The organism is Neorhizobium huautlense, assembly GCF_002968575.1.
GTDB lineage: Bacteria > Pseudomonadota > Alphaproteobacteria > Rhizobiales > Rhizobiaceae > Neorhizobium > Neorhizobium huautlense.
The window spans coordinates 141,417-153,658 of record NZ_PVBM01000010.1 but is presented as its reverse complement, the minus strand read 5'-3'; the positions used below and the strand labels follow the sequence as shown (position 1 = coordinate 153,658).

The 12,242-nt window shown below is 62.2% G+C and carries 15 protein-coding genes; 8 read left to right on the top strand and 7 right to left on the bottom strand.

Annotation, left to right across the window (positions count from 1 at the left end):
- Positions 1-47: 47 nt before the first annotated feature.
- On the bottom strand, positions 48-683 hold the full coding sequence (locus tag C5L12_RS13610; RefSeq protein ID WP_105372579.1) for a uracil-DNA glycosylase family protein: 636 nt from the start codon (positions 681-683) through the stop codon (positions 48-50).
- The gene (locus C5L12_RS13605) at positions 670-1,245 is read right to left on the bottom strand and encodes a thermonuclease family protein (RefSeq protein WP_245422889.1); all 576 of its coding nucleotides are present in this window, start codon (positions 1,243-1,245) and stop codon (positions 670-672) included. Before C5L12_RS13605 ends, C5L12_RS13610 begins: the two co-directional genes overlap by 14 nt.
- 136 nt (positions 1,246-1,381) lie before the next feature.
- Here C5L12_RS13605 and C5L12_RS13600 point away from each other — a divergent pair, with 136 nt between their 5' ends.
- Genes C5L12_RS13600 through C5L12_RS29220 form a run of 3 tightly spaced genes read left to right on the top strand, consistent with a single transcriptional unit; the run spans position 1,382 to position 3,468 of the window.
- The gene (locus C5L12_RS13600; protein WP_105372577.1) at positions 1,382-2,917 is read left to right on the top strand and encodes a sensor histidine kinase; all 1,536 of its coding nucleotides are present in this window, start codon (positions 1,382-1,384) and stop codon (positions 2,915-2,917) included.
- Between the two features lie 48 nt (positions 2,918-2,965).
- Positions 2,966-3,196, top strand: coding sequence for a hypothetical protein (locus tag C5L12_RS13595; protein ID WP_105372576.1), 231 nt, complete (start codon positions 2,966-2,968; stop codon positions 3,194-3,196).
- Positions 3,193-3,468 (top strand): type II toxin-antitoxin system RelE/ParE family toxin, encoded by a 276-nt coding sequence (locus C5L12_RS29220; RefSeq protein ID WP_105372575.1) that lies wholly within the window; start codon positions 3,193-3,195, stop codon positions 3,466-3,468. Before C5L12_RS13595 ends, C5L12_RS29220 begins: the two co-directional genes overlap by 4 nt.
- Here C5L12_RS29220 and C5L12_RS13585 read toward each other — a convergent pair.
- Together C5L12_RS13585 and cobT are read right to left on the bottom strand one after the other, a co-directional pair.
- Positions 3,465-3,857 (bottom strand): diacylglycerol kinase, encoded by a 393-nt coding sequence (locus C5L12_RS13585; RefSeq protein WP_105372574.1) that lies wholly within the window; start codon positions 3,855-3,857, stop codon positions 3,465-3,467. The genes C5L12_RS29220 and C5L12_RS13585 overlap by 4 nt on opposite strands.
- A 5-nt stretch (positions 3,858-3,862) precedes the next feature.
- Positions 3,863-4,882 (bottom strand): nicotinate-nucleotide--dimethylbenzimidazole phosphoribosyltransferase, encoded by a 1,020-nt coding sequence (gene cobT, locus C5L12_RS13580; protein ID WP_105372573.1) that lies wholly within the window; start codon positions 4,880-4,882, stop codon positions 3,863-3,865.
- A gap of 98 nt (positions 4,883-4,980) precedes the next feature.
- Between cobT and C5L12_RS13575 the strand changes: the two genes are divergently transcribed.
- From C5L12_RS13575 to C5L12_RS13560, 4 genes are all read left to right on the top strand, one after another.
- Positions 4,981-5,757 (top strand): adenosylcobinamide-GDP ribazoletransferase, encoded by a 777-nt coding sequence (locus C5L12_RS13575; protein ID WP_105372621.1) that lies wholly within the window; start codon positions 4,981-4,983, stop codon positions 5,755-5,757.
- An 18-nt stretch (positions 5,758-5,775) separates the two neighbouring features.
- The gene (locus C5L12_RS13570; RefSeq protein ID WP_105372572.1) at positions 5,776-5,997 is read left to right on the top strand and encodes a DUF1289 domain-containing protein; all 222 of its coding nucleotides are present in this window, start codon (positions 5,776-5,778) and stop codon (positions 5,995-5,997) included.
- Positions 5,994-6,698 carry a retropepsin-like aspartic protease family protein gene (locus C5L12_RS13565; RefSeq protein WP_105372571.1) on the top strand — a complete coding sequence of 235 codons (705 nt, stop codon included), beginning with the start codon at positions 5,994-5,996 and terminating at the stop codon, positions 6,696-6,698. The genes C5L12_RS13570 and C5L12_RS13565 overlap by 4 nt, the downstream gene beginning before the upstream one ends.
- A 217-nt stretch (positions 6,699-6,915) precedes the next feature.
- Complete coding sequence (locus C5L12_RS13560; RefSeq protein ID WP_105372570.1) at positions 6,916-8,187, top strand: D-alanyl-D-alanine carboxypeptidase family protein; 1,272 nt, start codon at positions 6,916-6,918, stop codon at positions 8,185-8,187.
- Positions 8,188-8,192: 5 nt separating this feature from the next.
- On the opposite strand, the gene C5L12_RS13555 is transcribed toward C5L12_RS13560, so the two are convergent.
- Positions 8,193-9,164 (bottom strand): AraC family transcriptional regulator, encoded by a 972-nt coding sequence (locus tag C5L12_RS13555; protein WP_105372620.1) that lies wholly within the window; start codon positions 9,162-9,164, stop codon positions 8,193-8,195.
- 134 nt (positions 9,165-9,298) lie between these two features.
- Between C5L12_RS13555 and C5L12_RS13550 the strand changes: the two genes are divergently transcribed.
- Positions 9,299-10,516: an MFS transporter gene (locus C5L12_RS13550; RefSeq protein WP_105372569.1), complete on the top strand. Its 1,218-nt coding sequence runs from the start codon at positions 9,299-9,301 to the stop codon at positions 10,514-10,516.
- A 24-nt stretch (positions 10,517-10,540) separates the two neighbouring features.
- On the opposite strand, the gene C5L12_RS13545 is transcribed toward C5L12_RS13550, so the two are convergent.
- Positions 10,541-11,302, bottom strand: coding sequence for an ABC transporter permease (locus tag C5L12_RS13545; RefSeq protein ID WP_105372568.1), 762 nt, complete (start codon positions 11,300-11,302; stop codon positions 10,541-10,543).
- On the bottom strand, positions 11,299-12,225 hold the full coding sequence (locus C5L12_RS13540; protein WP_105372619.1) for an ABC transporter ATP-binding protein: 927 nt from the start codon (positions 12,223-12,225) through the stop codon (positions 11,299-11,301). Before C5L12_RS13540 ends, C5L12_RS13545 begins: the two co-directional genes overlap by 4 nt.
- Between the last annotated feature and the right edge of the window lie 17 nt (positions 12,226-12,242).

Here is a 12,242-nt window from a genome sequence, read left to right as displayed (position 1 = left end):
CATTTTTCGTTATACACCTAAATCATAGCAGTTAACCGAATTTTGTTTCAACGGATGAGGCTATCCACATTCTGTCGCAGGACAGGCAGTATCTCGGCCTCGAACCAGGGATTCTTCCTCAGCCAGCCGGTATTGCGCCAGCTCGGATGCGGCAGCGGCAGGATGCGCGGCCCTTCGTTGGCGAAGAAATACTCGCGCCAGTTCGCAACCGTTTCCGTCATGCCCTTCCTGCGCCGCGCGCCGAGATGCCAGGCGTGGGCATAACCGCCGACGGCCAAGATGAGCTCGATCTGCGGCATTGCCGATATCGCCCGGGAGCGCCAGAGCGGCGCGCATTCGCGCCTTGGCGGAAGGTCGCTCCCCTTTGCATCGTAACCCGGAAAACAGAAACCCATCGGCACGATCGCAAAGCGCTCCCGATCGTAGAACTCCTCTCGGTTTATCCCCATCCAGTCGCGCAACCGGTTACCGGAGGCATCGTTGAAGGGCAGCCCGCTTTCATGAACGCGCAGGCCCGGCGCCTGTCCGGCGATCAAGACGCGGGCCGTCCTCGACAACACGGCAACCGGCCGCGGTTCGTGAGGCAGGCGGTCGCCCTCTCCCTTCGCCGGCGCGTCCCGGCAGACGCGGCAGACGGATATCGCCCGCCGCAGCGCCTCGATCTCCGCCTCACGATTGGCCATATGCCTCATTCCCATTCGAACCGATCAATCGTTCGAGCCATTCCAGAACCGCCTCCAGCAAGCCCGATCCATCCATCATGCCCCGGCTGGCGCGCCAGTCGCGCGGATTTTCAAACCGGCCTGCCCAGAGCCGCAACCGCTCGCGCCGCGCCGTACGTTCCTCCTGCATGTAGCGTCCGTAAGCGACCGCCAGGCCCTCGCGAACCATCGTGCCGTTGACATTCACCGCACCCGCGCGACAGCGCACCACGAGCCGCTCGTAGCGGTCTCGCTCGTGCCCCCGGCACTCGGTTTCGTCCGTCGACACCAGATGCGCCAGATATCGTCTGGCCTCCGCACCGCAGGCCCATCTCCGTCCGCCGCCGTCCTCGCAAGTCTGATCGAGTTCCGGCGCATCGATGCCCTCCAGCCGCAGCCTTTCGCCGCCCGCTGAAAGCGTATCGCCGTCGACCGCGTGAAAGGGTCCGCGGATCGCGTTGTGGGACCCGTCGTTCAACTTGGTGACGATAAGCGCCAGAAGGACGAGCATGGCAACCAGCACGACGCCATCCCTCAAAGTCATGAACCTCATCGCCACAATCGCGCCTTATTGGAAAACGGAAGCTTCAGAGAAATGGCAAACAAAACCTTTCCCGGCAGGACTCTCTTAAGGTTTTGACCCTAGTCTCTCAACCACCCGGGTAAGCAGTTCAGTGGTCATGAGTAACGGCGTCAGCACTTCGACCGACAAGATCATCGTGGATCGATCGCGCAGCCACCGCAACAAGGCTGTATCGAAGGCTGTCCGGGCCACCCGCGAACGACTGCAATCCAGCTCCAAGGGCAATCAGGTCTTCGACCGCGACATGCTGTCCATGCATGCGAGCGCCGTGCTGCAGGGCGCGTCGATCATGCCGCTGTTCGTGATCGTTGTGACGGCGATCGGCATCTATATCAACCCGAGCGCCAATCTGTTCGGCTGGGCTCTTTTGATGCTCAGCCTGCATGCCATCAATGTGCTGCTCGCACGGCGGGCAAGCCGGAAGGAAATCGCTGCGATCGAGACCCGCAAATGGCGAAACAGGCTGCTCGCGGCACAGGTGTTGCTCGGCGTCGGTTGGGCTCTCTTCGCGCTCCAGGACTGCAGCGCCTGCTCCGGCGAAGGCTACTATTTCTATAAGGGCGCGGTTCTGCTCTTTGCTATCTCCATCATGGCGATGAGCACCTTCATGCTGAGGCTCGGAGTGCTTTTCGGCTTCCTGCCGGCGGTCGCAGTCTTGCTCGCGATGTCGTTCTTCTCGCGGCAGGTGCTCGATATCGGCATGACGGCGATGTGCGCCATCGCGGTCGTCTTCTTCCACTATATCGCCGACCGGCTCTACCGCTCCAATCTCACCTTGATGTCCTACCAGTCGGAAAAGGACGACCTGATTGCGGAACTGGAAGTGGCCAAATCCATGTCGGACGAGGCCCGCCGGCGAGCCGAGGAAGCCAATCTGGCGAAATCGCGCTTTCTCGCCTCCATGTCCCACGAACTGCGCACACCGCTCAACGCCATCCTCGGCTTTTCCGAGGTGATGAGTTCGGAAGTCCTCGGCCCGCTCGCCAATCCCACCTATCGGGAATATGCAGGGGATATTCACCGTTCGGGCCATCACCTCCTCAACCTCATCAACGAAATCCTCGACCTTTCGCGCATCGAGGCGGGCCGCTACGATCTCAGTGAAGAGGCGCTCTCCCTTCTCGAAATCGCCGAGGATTGCATCGGCATGGTCCAGCTGCGGGCCCGAGCCAAGAACATCTCGATCCGCGAGCAGTTCGAGCCGGATCTGCCGCAGGTATGGGCCGACGAAAAAGCCATGCGGCAGGTATTGCTGAACCTCCTGTCGAATGCGGTCAAGTTCACCCCTCAGGGCGGAGAGGTCATGGTGAAAGTCGGGTGGACGGCCGGAGGCGGCCAGTATGTGGCCATCAAGGACAATGGCCCCGGCATTCCGGAGGAGGAAATCCCCGTCGTCCTCTCAGCTTTCGGTCAAGGATCGATCGCGATCAAGAGCGCCGAGCAGGGTACCGGCCTCGGCCTGCCGATCGTACAGGCGATCCTTGCCAAGCACGACGGCCAATTCATCCTGCGCTCCAAGCTGCGCGAAGGCACCGAGGCAATCGCCATCCTGCCCGCAACCCGCGTGCTGCAGAGCGTTCCCGCCGTGGCCGACGCGCCGGCCATCGAACGCCGCCGCAAGAGCTTTGCGTGATGTTCTCGTCAGCTTTCCCGAACCGGGTTTTCCGTGCATAATGCGGTTATGACAAAACTTCTCGACCGCGCTATCGAAGCAGCCAAGGAACTCCCCGCCGAAATGCAGGATGAGATTGCCGAAATTCTTCTAAGCTTCATGGGCGAAGATGATGGAGAAGTCTACCAGCTTACGCCGGAGGAAGAGGCAGACCTGGAAGAGGCAGATCGGGAAATCGAACGCGGAGAAGTAGTAGGCGAGGAAGAGGTCCGCACCATTCTCGCAAAATACCTTCGATGAGTGTGCGTTTTACCGCACTTTCCTCCAGGCAAATCGACAAAGCTCTATGTTATATTCGCGAGCGATCGCCATCCGGCGCAGAGAAAGTCTCGCGAAGGATTTCCGAGGCCATTGACCTGCTCGGTCACCCGCCACGTTCAGGCCGCGAGACCACAAAATCATCCACGCGAAGATTGAACCTGGCACTCTACCCTTACGTCATCTTCTACCGGGTTATCGGCGACGATGTCGTCGTGACCCGCTTCGTCCACTCGGCACGCAGAAGCGCCTAATTCGAGAACTGCTTCACCACCACGTAAAGCACGAAGAGCCCGTTGGCGCAGAGCAGGCAAAACACCGCAAACGAGCCGAGATCCTTGGCATGCCGGCCGACTGTCGAGATTTCCGGGGAAATGCGATCCACCAGCTCCTCGATTGCCGTATTCAGCGATTCGACCGAGAACAGCACCAGCATCAGGATGAGAAAGACGAAATAATCGAGCGCCGACGCACCGACCAGCGCGAAGAGCACGAGGCCGCCGGCAAAGGCGACGACCTCGTGGCGAAACGCCTCCTCTTTCCAGAGCCGGACCAATCCCTGCATGGAATAGCGCGTCGCAGCGATGACCCGGCGGATGCCGCTCGCCTTTGCGATATTGCTGTCGAGCGGCGTCTTTTCCATCCGGATCAGTTGCTCTTGTTGCTGACACCGGCCTGGTCGAACGTCGCCATGCCGGAATGGCAGGCGGCGGCGGCCTTGACGATGCCGGCCGCGAGTGCAGCACCCGTCCCCTCGCCGAGGCGCATGCCGAGCGCCAGCAAAGGCGTCTTGCCAAGCTTCTCGATGGCGCGCAGATGACCGGGTTCCGCCGAAACGTGGCCAACCAGGCAGTGGTCGAGCGCGGATGGGTTGGCGGCCTTCAGGATGGACGCCGCGGCCGTCACCACATAACCGTCGAGCAGCACGGGAATTTTCTCGACGCGGGCAGCCAGGATCGCGCCGGCGATTGCCGCGATCTCACGTCCGCCCAACCGGCGCAGCACTTCCAGCGGATCGGAGAGATGATCCTTGTGGAATTCCACCGCCTGCTTCACCACCGCGATCTTGCGCTCCAGCAGTTCGCCATGCGAGCCGGTGCCGGGGCCAACCCAGTCTTCGGCCGTGCCGCCGTAAAGCGCCAGATTGATCGCCGCGGCGACCGTCGTATTGCCGATCCCCATTTCGCCGATGCACAGGAGGTCGGTGCCGCCTGCAATCGCTTCCATGCCGAAGGCCATGGTCGCGGCGCAATCTCGCTCGGAAAGCGCGGCTTCGGTCGCGATGTCACCGGTCGGGTAATCAAGTGCGAGATCGAAAATCTTGAGGCCGAGATCGTGGGTCACGCAGATCTGGTTGATCGCGGCACCGCCGGCCGCGAAATTCTCGACCATCTGCTGTGTCACCGAGGAGGGATAGGGCGTGATGCCGTGCTTCGTGACCCCGTGGTTGCCGGCGAAGATCGCCACCAGAGGACGGTTGACTGCCGGAGCCCTGCCGGTCCAGGCGGCAAGCCAGAAGGCGATCTCTTCCAGCCGGCCGAGCGCGCCCGGCGGCTTGGTGAGCTGGGAGTCCCGTTCGCGCGCCGCCACAAGCGCCCGGGAATCCGGTCCCGGAAGATTGGCAAGCAGGGTGCGGAAATCGTCGAAAGGCAGGCCACTCACGCTCATGGAGATCTCTCTTGCTCTGGTCGTCCGGGTCGACTTGTCTTTCCCGGCAAATCGCGCTTCTTTGCGTTTCTCATAGTCGGGGACTCACGGTGGGACAACTGCCAAACACAAGCGAATTCGTCGCAGACCTTGCACGCTCGATCGGCTTCCTGAGCCGTCTGCCGGTGCCGGACCGTTTTTTCAAGGGCCAGTCCGGCTCGATCTCGCGCGCCGTCCAAGCCTTTCCGGCGGCCGGGCTCGTGATCGCGACCCTTCCTGCCATCGCCCTTTTTCTCCTTGCACCTGGCGATGCCCTGACCGCAGGTCTGATCGCGCTCACGCTTCTGGCGCTTCTGACGGGAGCGCTCCACGAAGACGGTCTTGCGGATGCGGCCGATGGTCTCGGCGGCGGGCGCGACAAGGAACATGCGCTTGTCATCATGAAGGATAGCCGCATCGGCAGCTACGGCGTGATCGCGCTTATCCTTTCGTTCGGATTGCGCGCGAGCGCGCTTGCCGCTCTTGCGCGCCACGAGCCGGCGGCAGCCGCGCTCGCGCTCCTTGGCGCTGCAGCTGTAAGCCGTGCCCTGATGGTCTGGCACTGGCACGCACTGCCATCCGCAAGGGAAACCGGGGTGGCGGCCAGCGCCGGCCTGCCTGAAACTACGGCACGCAATGTCGCCCTCTTCATGGGCGTCGCTTTGGCCCTGGTCCTCCTGGTCCTCGTTCTTGGGTTGCCCAAAGTGCTGCTGTCGCTGATTGTCGCAGGCGCGCTCTGCTTCGGTTTTACCCGTTATGTGCGCGGCAAGATCGAAGGCCATACGGGCGATACGATCGGCGCCAGCCAACAACTCTCAGAGATCGGCATGCTTGCCACTCTTGCTCTCGCCATCTGAACCCACGATATAGGTTGCATGATTTCGCCCTGCATTCTCGTCTGCTCCATCGACACCAAGACCGGCTACTGCTTCGGCTGCGGGCGCACGCGCGAGGAAATTGCTGCCTGGATGGACTACACGGATGCCGAACGGCTCGCACTGATGGAAACACTGCCCGCACGGCTCGAGACCGTCGAGCGGAAGCCTCGCCGGGAAACGAAACGGCAGCGTTTGGCCAGGGAGCGCTACGACGCATGAACGCCCTGACGCTCATTCTCCTCGTCCTCGGCGCGGGACTTGCGCTGCTGATCTTCAATCATGACGCGGGCCAGACTTTCGGCATCGCCAATGACGATTTCGGCCAGATCATCTATCTGCTGCCAATCGCCGGCCTGTTGTCGGTCGGCATCCTCTCCGGCCGCCGCGGCAGATCCGGCGAAGTCATGAGAAATATCGCCATCTGGCTGCTGATCGTGCTTGGGCTGGTCGCCGCCTATCTCTATCGCGATGACGCCCGCAGTTTCGGCGCGCGTATGACCGCAGGCCTGCTGCCCGGCACCGCGGTGTCCGTGACGACCAGCGAGGGTGGCAACAAGGTGATCATCCACAAGACGCGCGGCAACCATTTCCAGACCAATGTCCGTGTCGACGGCAAGGTGCTGCCGATGCTCGTCGATACCGGCGCCAGCACCGTGGTGCTTTCCTATGAACATGCGCGGGCGATCGGCCTCGATCCTGAGGCTCTCGACTTTTCGATCAGCGTCATGACGGCCAATGGCCGCGCCATGGCCGCACCCGTGCGTCTCGACGAGATCGCCATCGGACCTATCGTCCGAAAAAACATCCGCGCCCTGGTGGCAGAGGAAGGACGGCTTGACGAAAGCCTGCTCGGCATGAGCTTCCTCTCCACGCTCGGTTCGCTGCAGATGCAGACCGACGAGCTCCGGTTGAGAGACTGACAGCTACCCGACGGGTCGTGGACGGCTCGATGGACGCTTTCGCCTCCCCCAAACACAATCAAAACGTGTAGTTAGTATATAATACTATCTCTCGGTTGACTGCCGCTCCACTCGCGGCAATTATAGTTCATCTTCTCGCGCGCAAGCATTCCGCAAGCATCACTGAATCCATCACCTGTATTTTCTCATCGTTCCTTTAAAAGTGGGAGGACAACCTATGTCGTCGCCGCACCAGCGAGACGTGGATACGGCTCATCTTCATCCAGCGGTCCGGAAGGCGGCGCGGTTGATCGTTGAAGAGCTCAACACCGAAGGCTTTCCCTTCCGGATATTCGAGGCTTTTCGCTCTCCCCAGCGGCAGGAATTTCTATATGCGCAGGGTCGGACGCGTCCGGGTCCGATCGTGACGAAGGCGAGACCGTGGAGGTCCTACCACCAGTATGGACTGGCGATCGATCTGGTCCTGTTCGTGAATGGGCAGTGGAGCTGGAAGACCAGCGGCGAATATCGTGACGCCTGGAAAAGGATGCACCAGATCGGCGAGAGCCACGGGCTCGAAGCATTGTCCTGGGAGCTGCCGCACCTGCAGATGGCCGGACTGGACAGCGGCGATCTTGCGAACGGCAAATACCCCTCCGGTGGCGATGAGAGCTGGGCCGAAAATCTGGAAGCCGCGATTGCCGGCTGGTCCGGCACGCCCGCCGCACCACCGGTACCGGAAGAGATACCGACCCGCCCTCCTTTGCCGATGGAAGCCCTCGTCGCGACCGAAACCTTTACGCAGTCCAATCCGCTGCCCGCAGTCGGTCAGCAAAGCTGGCATCGCAAGTTCAACGGCGTCGAATGGCGTTTTGACGAGGACGGCATCTATATTCGCAACTATGCCGGAGGCCAGAAACCGTTGCGCAGTTCGGGCGCTCCCCTGACCTGCCGCGCCATCTGGGATACTTTCAGCGTGCAGATCGATCTGATGGCGCGCCGCTTCGCCATCCCGCCTGAAATCATCATCATGACGATTGCTGCCGAAGCCGCGGCCTATCGCGCGCAGGGTTTTACCGGCCCTTCGACATTCCGCTGGGAGGCGCATGTCTGGAACAAGGACGTCAACCCACCGGTGCAGGGAGACTACAGCGCCGGCCCGATGCAGACACTCGCCACCACGGCGCGATGGGTGATCGACGCGCAGTCGCTTCCCTACCACAAGTTTCAGGTGGCGCCCGTCTATCCTTTGCGGCCTTCGCCTCCGCCGGCGATCCATCCCCTCTACGATGCGACGACCAATATCGAGATCGGCACCGCCGAAATCAAGCAGCGGTTCGGCTTGACGGGCACGGATCCGATTCTCGTTGCGGCGGCCTTCAACGCCGGCGGACTGTATGAAACCGACGCCAATGCCTGGCACCTGCGCAGCCACGGCAATCATCTGGACCGCGCCGCGCAATGGTTCGGGGACGCCTGCGCCGTTCTGAAGGAGGTCGGACTGCGGTAGACAGTTCAGTTCGGTCTGCTCATCGGGCCAATGTCAACCAAACCTCGAACCGCTTCATCGCCGTCGCCCTTTTTCCTGAACTGGCTCGGGGGTGCTCCGATGATGCGCTTGAAGGCGCGGCTGAACGAGGCTTCCGCATCGTAGCCCAGACGCTGCGCGACGACCGACACGCGCATGCCGTTGCCCAACCATTGGCGCGCCTGGTGCATGCGCACCCGCGCTACATACCGCGCCGGCGTTTCGCCCACCACCCGAAGAAACCGCTCTGCAAATCCGGAGCGGGACACGCCCATGATCCGCGCCAAGGCCGCCACGCTCCAGTCCCGTTCCGGCTGCAGATGGATGGCTGCCAGCACCCGGCCGACTTCGGGATTGCGGACGGCCGCGATCCAGCCCGTCGTGTCGCCGCAACCGTGCTCTACCCAGGTGCGGATGAGGGTGGCCGTCAGAACGTCGGCAAGGCGCGCCAGAATTCCCCCGGCGCCCACCCGGTCCAATTCCACCTCCCGCGCCATGGCATCGAGAAGATGCGGGATCGACGGCTCGTTCTTCGCCAGATCGCTGGTCAGCATCACCTGCGGCATGAGCTGCAAAAGCGGATGAAGCTTGTCGATATTGAAACGCATCGAAGCCGTGAGCGCCACCGTACCGCCGCAGACTTCGGCACATTTTACGTCGAACACCCCCTGGCAGACTTCCTTGCGGCCGAAATGATCGAACGGCAGCGCCGGAATACCGGGTGCGCTCGCCAGCACATGCGCATCGCCGCGCGGCAGAAGTGCCGCATCGCCCGGCCGCAAAGCCAGCCATTCCCCGCACGGCGTCTGCAGCCAGGCGGAACCCGAGGAGATGAAATGGAGCCGTGCCGCTTCCTGCGCGGGAAAGGAGGTCGCCCAGGGTTCGGCCAATCTGCAGCGGCCGTATTCGACGCCGTCGAGCCGCAGCCCGCGCAACATCTCGGTCAAAGGATCGGCCACATCAGCGGGTTCAATTTTGGACGAACGGTCAAGCATGTCGGATTTTCTAGCATGGAAACTACAGGCTGTCACGCCTACGTCTGGTCAACCCCGATAGGGAAACTGTGCCACCTCCCAACACAGGAACATGAACCATGACAGACAGCACTTTCGAAGAGGACGGTCGCCTGCGCGATACGTCCGTTTCCGGCAGCAAGGCCCGGTGGGACGCGGTCGTCTCCCTGACGCTCGGCGTATTCGGTCTCGTGACGGCGGAATTCCTGCCGGCGAGCCTCCTCACACCCATCTCCGCCGACCTCGGCATCAGTTCCGGCATCGCCGGCCAGACGGTGACCGTGACGGCCGTCGTCGCAGCGTTCGCCGGCCCCGGCGTCGTCATCGGCACCCGCAGCCTCGACCGGCGCTGGACGTTGTTCGGTCTGACCGCCCTGCTTATCCTCTCCTGCGCATTGGCCGCTGTTGCCAACGGCCTGCCCCTGCTTCTCGTCTCGCGCGTGCTGCTCGGCATCGGGCTTGGCGGTTTCTGGGCCATGTCGGGGGCGCTTGCCATGCGGCTCGTGCCGCTCGACCATCTGCCGCGGGCCATGGCGATGATCTTCACCGGCGTCTCGGTGGCGACGGTGGCCGCCGCACCGCTCGGCGCCTATATTGGCTCCACTCTCGGTTGGCGGGCGGCTTTCATGCTGGCCGGCGCGGTCGGCGTGCTGGCGCTGCTTGCCCAGGCCATCACCATGCCCTCGCTGCCGCCTGCCGGACATGCTGGACTCGGCACGCTTGCGAACGTCCTGAAGCGGCCGAAGATCCGCATCGGGCTTCTTGCGACGCTTCTCATCGTCGCCGGGCATTTCGCGGGCTTCACCTACATCCGTCCGTATCTCGAGGAGATTCCGCGGCTTGACGTCGAGATGATCTCGCTCGTCCTGCTCGCCTTCGGCATCAGCGGCTTCTTCGGCAATATCGTCGGGGGCATGATCACCGAACGCAGCGCTACCCTCGGCGTTATCTTCGGCGCCGGGCTTCTCGCGCTCACCGCCGTCATCCTCATTTCAACCGGGGTTTCCTTCGCGGCTTCCGCCGTCGCGGTCACTTTGTGGGGCTTTGCCTTCGGGGCGCTGCCGGTCAGCATCCAGAGCTACATCACGCGGGCGGCATCCGACGAGGCGGAAAGTGCCGGCGCCCTGCTGCTGACGACCTTCCAGATCGCCATTTCCAGCGGCGCCGTGCTCGGCGGGCTGCTGGTCGATGCAGAGGGCCCGCTCGGCGTCATGACCTTCCTCGGCATCGCATCCATCCTGGGCGCGTCGGTGATGATCCTGCGCGGCGGGCGCCAGCTCCAGCTCAGCGAGGGCTGAACCGGATCGAACGTCCGGCTGCGGTCAGCTCCGCAGCCGGTACCCGGTGTGGAAGATCCAGCCGAGAATGGAAAGGCAAATAGCCAGGAACAGGCCGACCATGCCGAGGCTGAGCAGCGGATTGACGTCGGCGATTTCGTAAAAGCTCCAGCGGAAGCCGCTGACCAGATAGAGCACCGGATTGAAATGGCTGACCGCCTGCCAGAAGGGCGGCAGCATGTCGATCGAGTAGAAGCTGCCCCCGAGGAAGGTCAACGGCGGCACGACCAGCATCGGCACGATGTTGAGCTGCTCGAAATTCTTGGCCCAGATGCCGATGATGAAGCCGAACAGGCTGAAGGTCACCGCCGTCAGCACCAGGAAGGTCAGCATCACGAAGGGGTGGGCGATCGAGATGTCGACGAAGAAGGAGGCGGTCGCCAGAATGATCAGGCCGATGATCAGCCCCTTGCTCGCCGCCGCCCCCACGTAACCGATCAGGATCTCCGTCATGGCTACGGGCGCCGACAGGATTTCATAGATCGTGCCGGTGAATTTCGGGAAATAGATGCCGATCGAGCCGTTGCCGATACATTGCGTGAGCAGCGTCAGCATGATCAGCCCCGGCGTGATGAAGGAGCCGTAGGAAACGCCCTCGATCGCCTGCATGCGGGAGCCGATCGCCGTGCCGAAGACGATGAAATAGAGGGAGGTGGTGATGACCGGCGATATGACGCTCTGCAGCAGAGTCCGCCGCATCCGGGCCATCTCGAAGAAATAGATCGACTTGATTGCCTCGACGTTCATGCCTGTTCTCCCACCAGTGCGACAAAAATGTCCTCCAGCGAACTCTGCCGCGTCGAAAGATCGCGGAAATGAATGTTTTCTGCCTGCAACATGGAGAGCAGCGAAGCGATACTGCCGTCCCCCTCCTCGCCCTGGTATTCGTGAAGCAGTGCCGCACCGTCTTCCGAGAGCGTCAGATTGTAAGGTGAAAGGCTGACCGGCAGGTTCTTCAGCGGTTCGGCAAGCTCCAGCCGGAGCTGCTTGCGTCCGAGCTTCTTCATCAGCGCCGTTTTCTCCTCGATCAGCAGCAGCTTGCCGCCGTTGATGACGCCGACCCGGTCGGCGATCTCCTCCGCCTCTTCGATGTAATGGGTGGTGAGGATGATGGTGACGCCATTTTCCCTGAGCCTTTCGACCACCTGCCACATTTCGCGGCGCAGGTTGACGTCGACGCCAGCGGTCGGCTCGTCGAGGAACAATATCTTCGGTTCATGCGCCAACGCCTTGGCGATCAGGACGCGCCGCTTCATGCCGCCGGAAAGTTCGCGCAGCATATTGTCCTTCTTGTCCCAGAGCGACAGGTCCTTGAGGACGCTTTCGACCAATTCAGGGTTCGGCTTCTTGCCGTGCACCCCGCGGGAAAAACTGACGGTGTTCCACACCGTCTCGAACATATCGGTCGTCAGTTCCTGCGGCACCAGTCCGATCATCGCCCGGGTCTGGCGGAAATCCCGTACCACGTCATAGCCGCCGACCAGCACCTTGCCGCCCGATGGATTGACCAGCCCGCAGACGATCGAGATCAGTGTCGTCTTGCCGGCGCCGTTCGGCCCGAGCAGCGCAAGAATCTCGCCCTCCTCGATCTCGAGGTCGATGCCTTTCAGCGCTTCAAAACCGTTGCCGTAGGTTTTGGTCAGATTCTGGATGGAAACAACGGGAGCCATGCGAACGGGTCTTTGCG

Excerpts from the sequence above, each read along its gene's own strand:
- C5L12_RS13605 (WP_245422889.1), bottom strand. The coding sequence starts at position 1,245 with ATGACTTTGAGGGATGGCGTCGTGCTGGTTGCCATGCTCGTCCTTCTG.
- C5L12_RS29220 (WP_105372575.1), top strand. The coding sequence starts at position 3,193 with ATGAGTGTGCGTTTTACCGCACTTTCCTCCAGGCAAATCGACAAAGCT.
- C5L12_RS13585 (WP_105372574.1), bottom strand. The coding sequence starts at position 3,857 with ATGGAAAAGACGCCGCTCGACAGCAATATCGCAAAGGCGAGCGGCATC.
- C5L12_RS13545 (WP_105372568.1), bottom strand. The coding sequence starts at position 11,302 with ATGAACGTCGAGGCAATCAAGTCGATCTATTTCTTCGAGATGGCCCGG.
- cobT (WP_105372573.1), bottom strand. The coding sequence starts at position 4,882 with ATGAGCGTGAGTGGCCTGCCTTTCGACGATTTCCGCACCCTGCTTGCC.
- C5L12_RS13600 (WP_105372577.1), top strand. The coding sequence starts at position 1,382 with ATGAGTAACGGCGTCAGCACTTCGACCGACAAGATCATCGTGGATCGA.
- C5L12_RS13565 (WP_105372571.1), top strand. The coding sequence starts at position 5,994 with ATGAACGCCCTGACGCTCATTCTCCTCGTCCTCGGCGCGGGACTTGCG.
- C5L12_RS13595 (WP_105372576.1), top strand. The coding sequence starts at position 2,966 with ATGACAAAACTTCTCGACCGCGCTATCGAAGCAGCCAAGGAACTCCCC.
- C5L12_RS13570 (WP_105372572.1), top strand. The coding sequence starts at position 5,776 with ATGATTTCGCCCTGCATTCTCGTCTGCTCCATCGACACCAAGACCGGC.
- C5L12_RS13560 (WP_105372570.1), top strand. The coding sequence starts at position 6,916 with ATGTCGTCGCCGCACCAGCGAGACGTGGATACGGCTCATCTTCATCCA.
- C5L12_RS13540 (WP_105372619.1), bottom strand. The coding sequence starts at position 12,225 with ATGGCTCCCGTTGTTTCCATCCAGAATCTGACCAAAACCTACGGCAAC.
- C5L12_RS13550 (WP_105372569.1), top strand. The coding sequence starts at position 9,299 with ATGACAGACAGCACTTTCGAAGAGGACGGTCGCCTGCGCGATACGTCC.
- C5L12_RS13610 (WP_105372579.1), bottom strand. The coding sequence starts at position 683 with ATGGCCAATCGTGAGGCGGAGATCGAGGCGCTGCGGCGGGCGATATCC.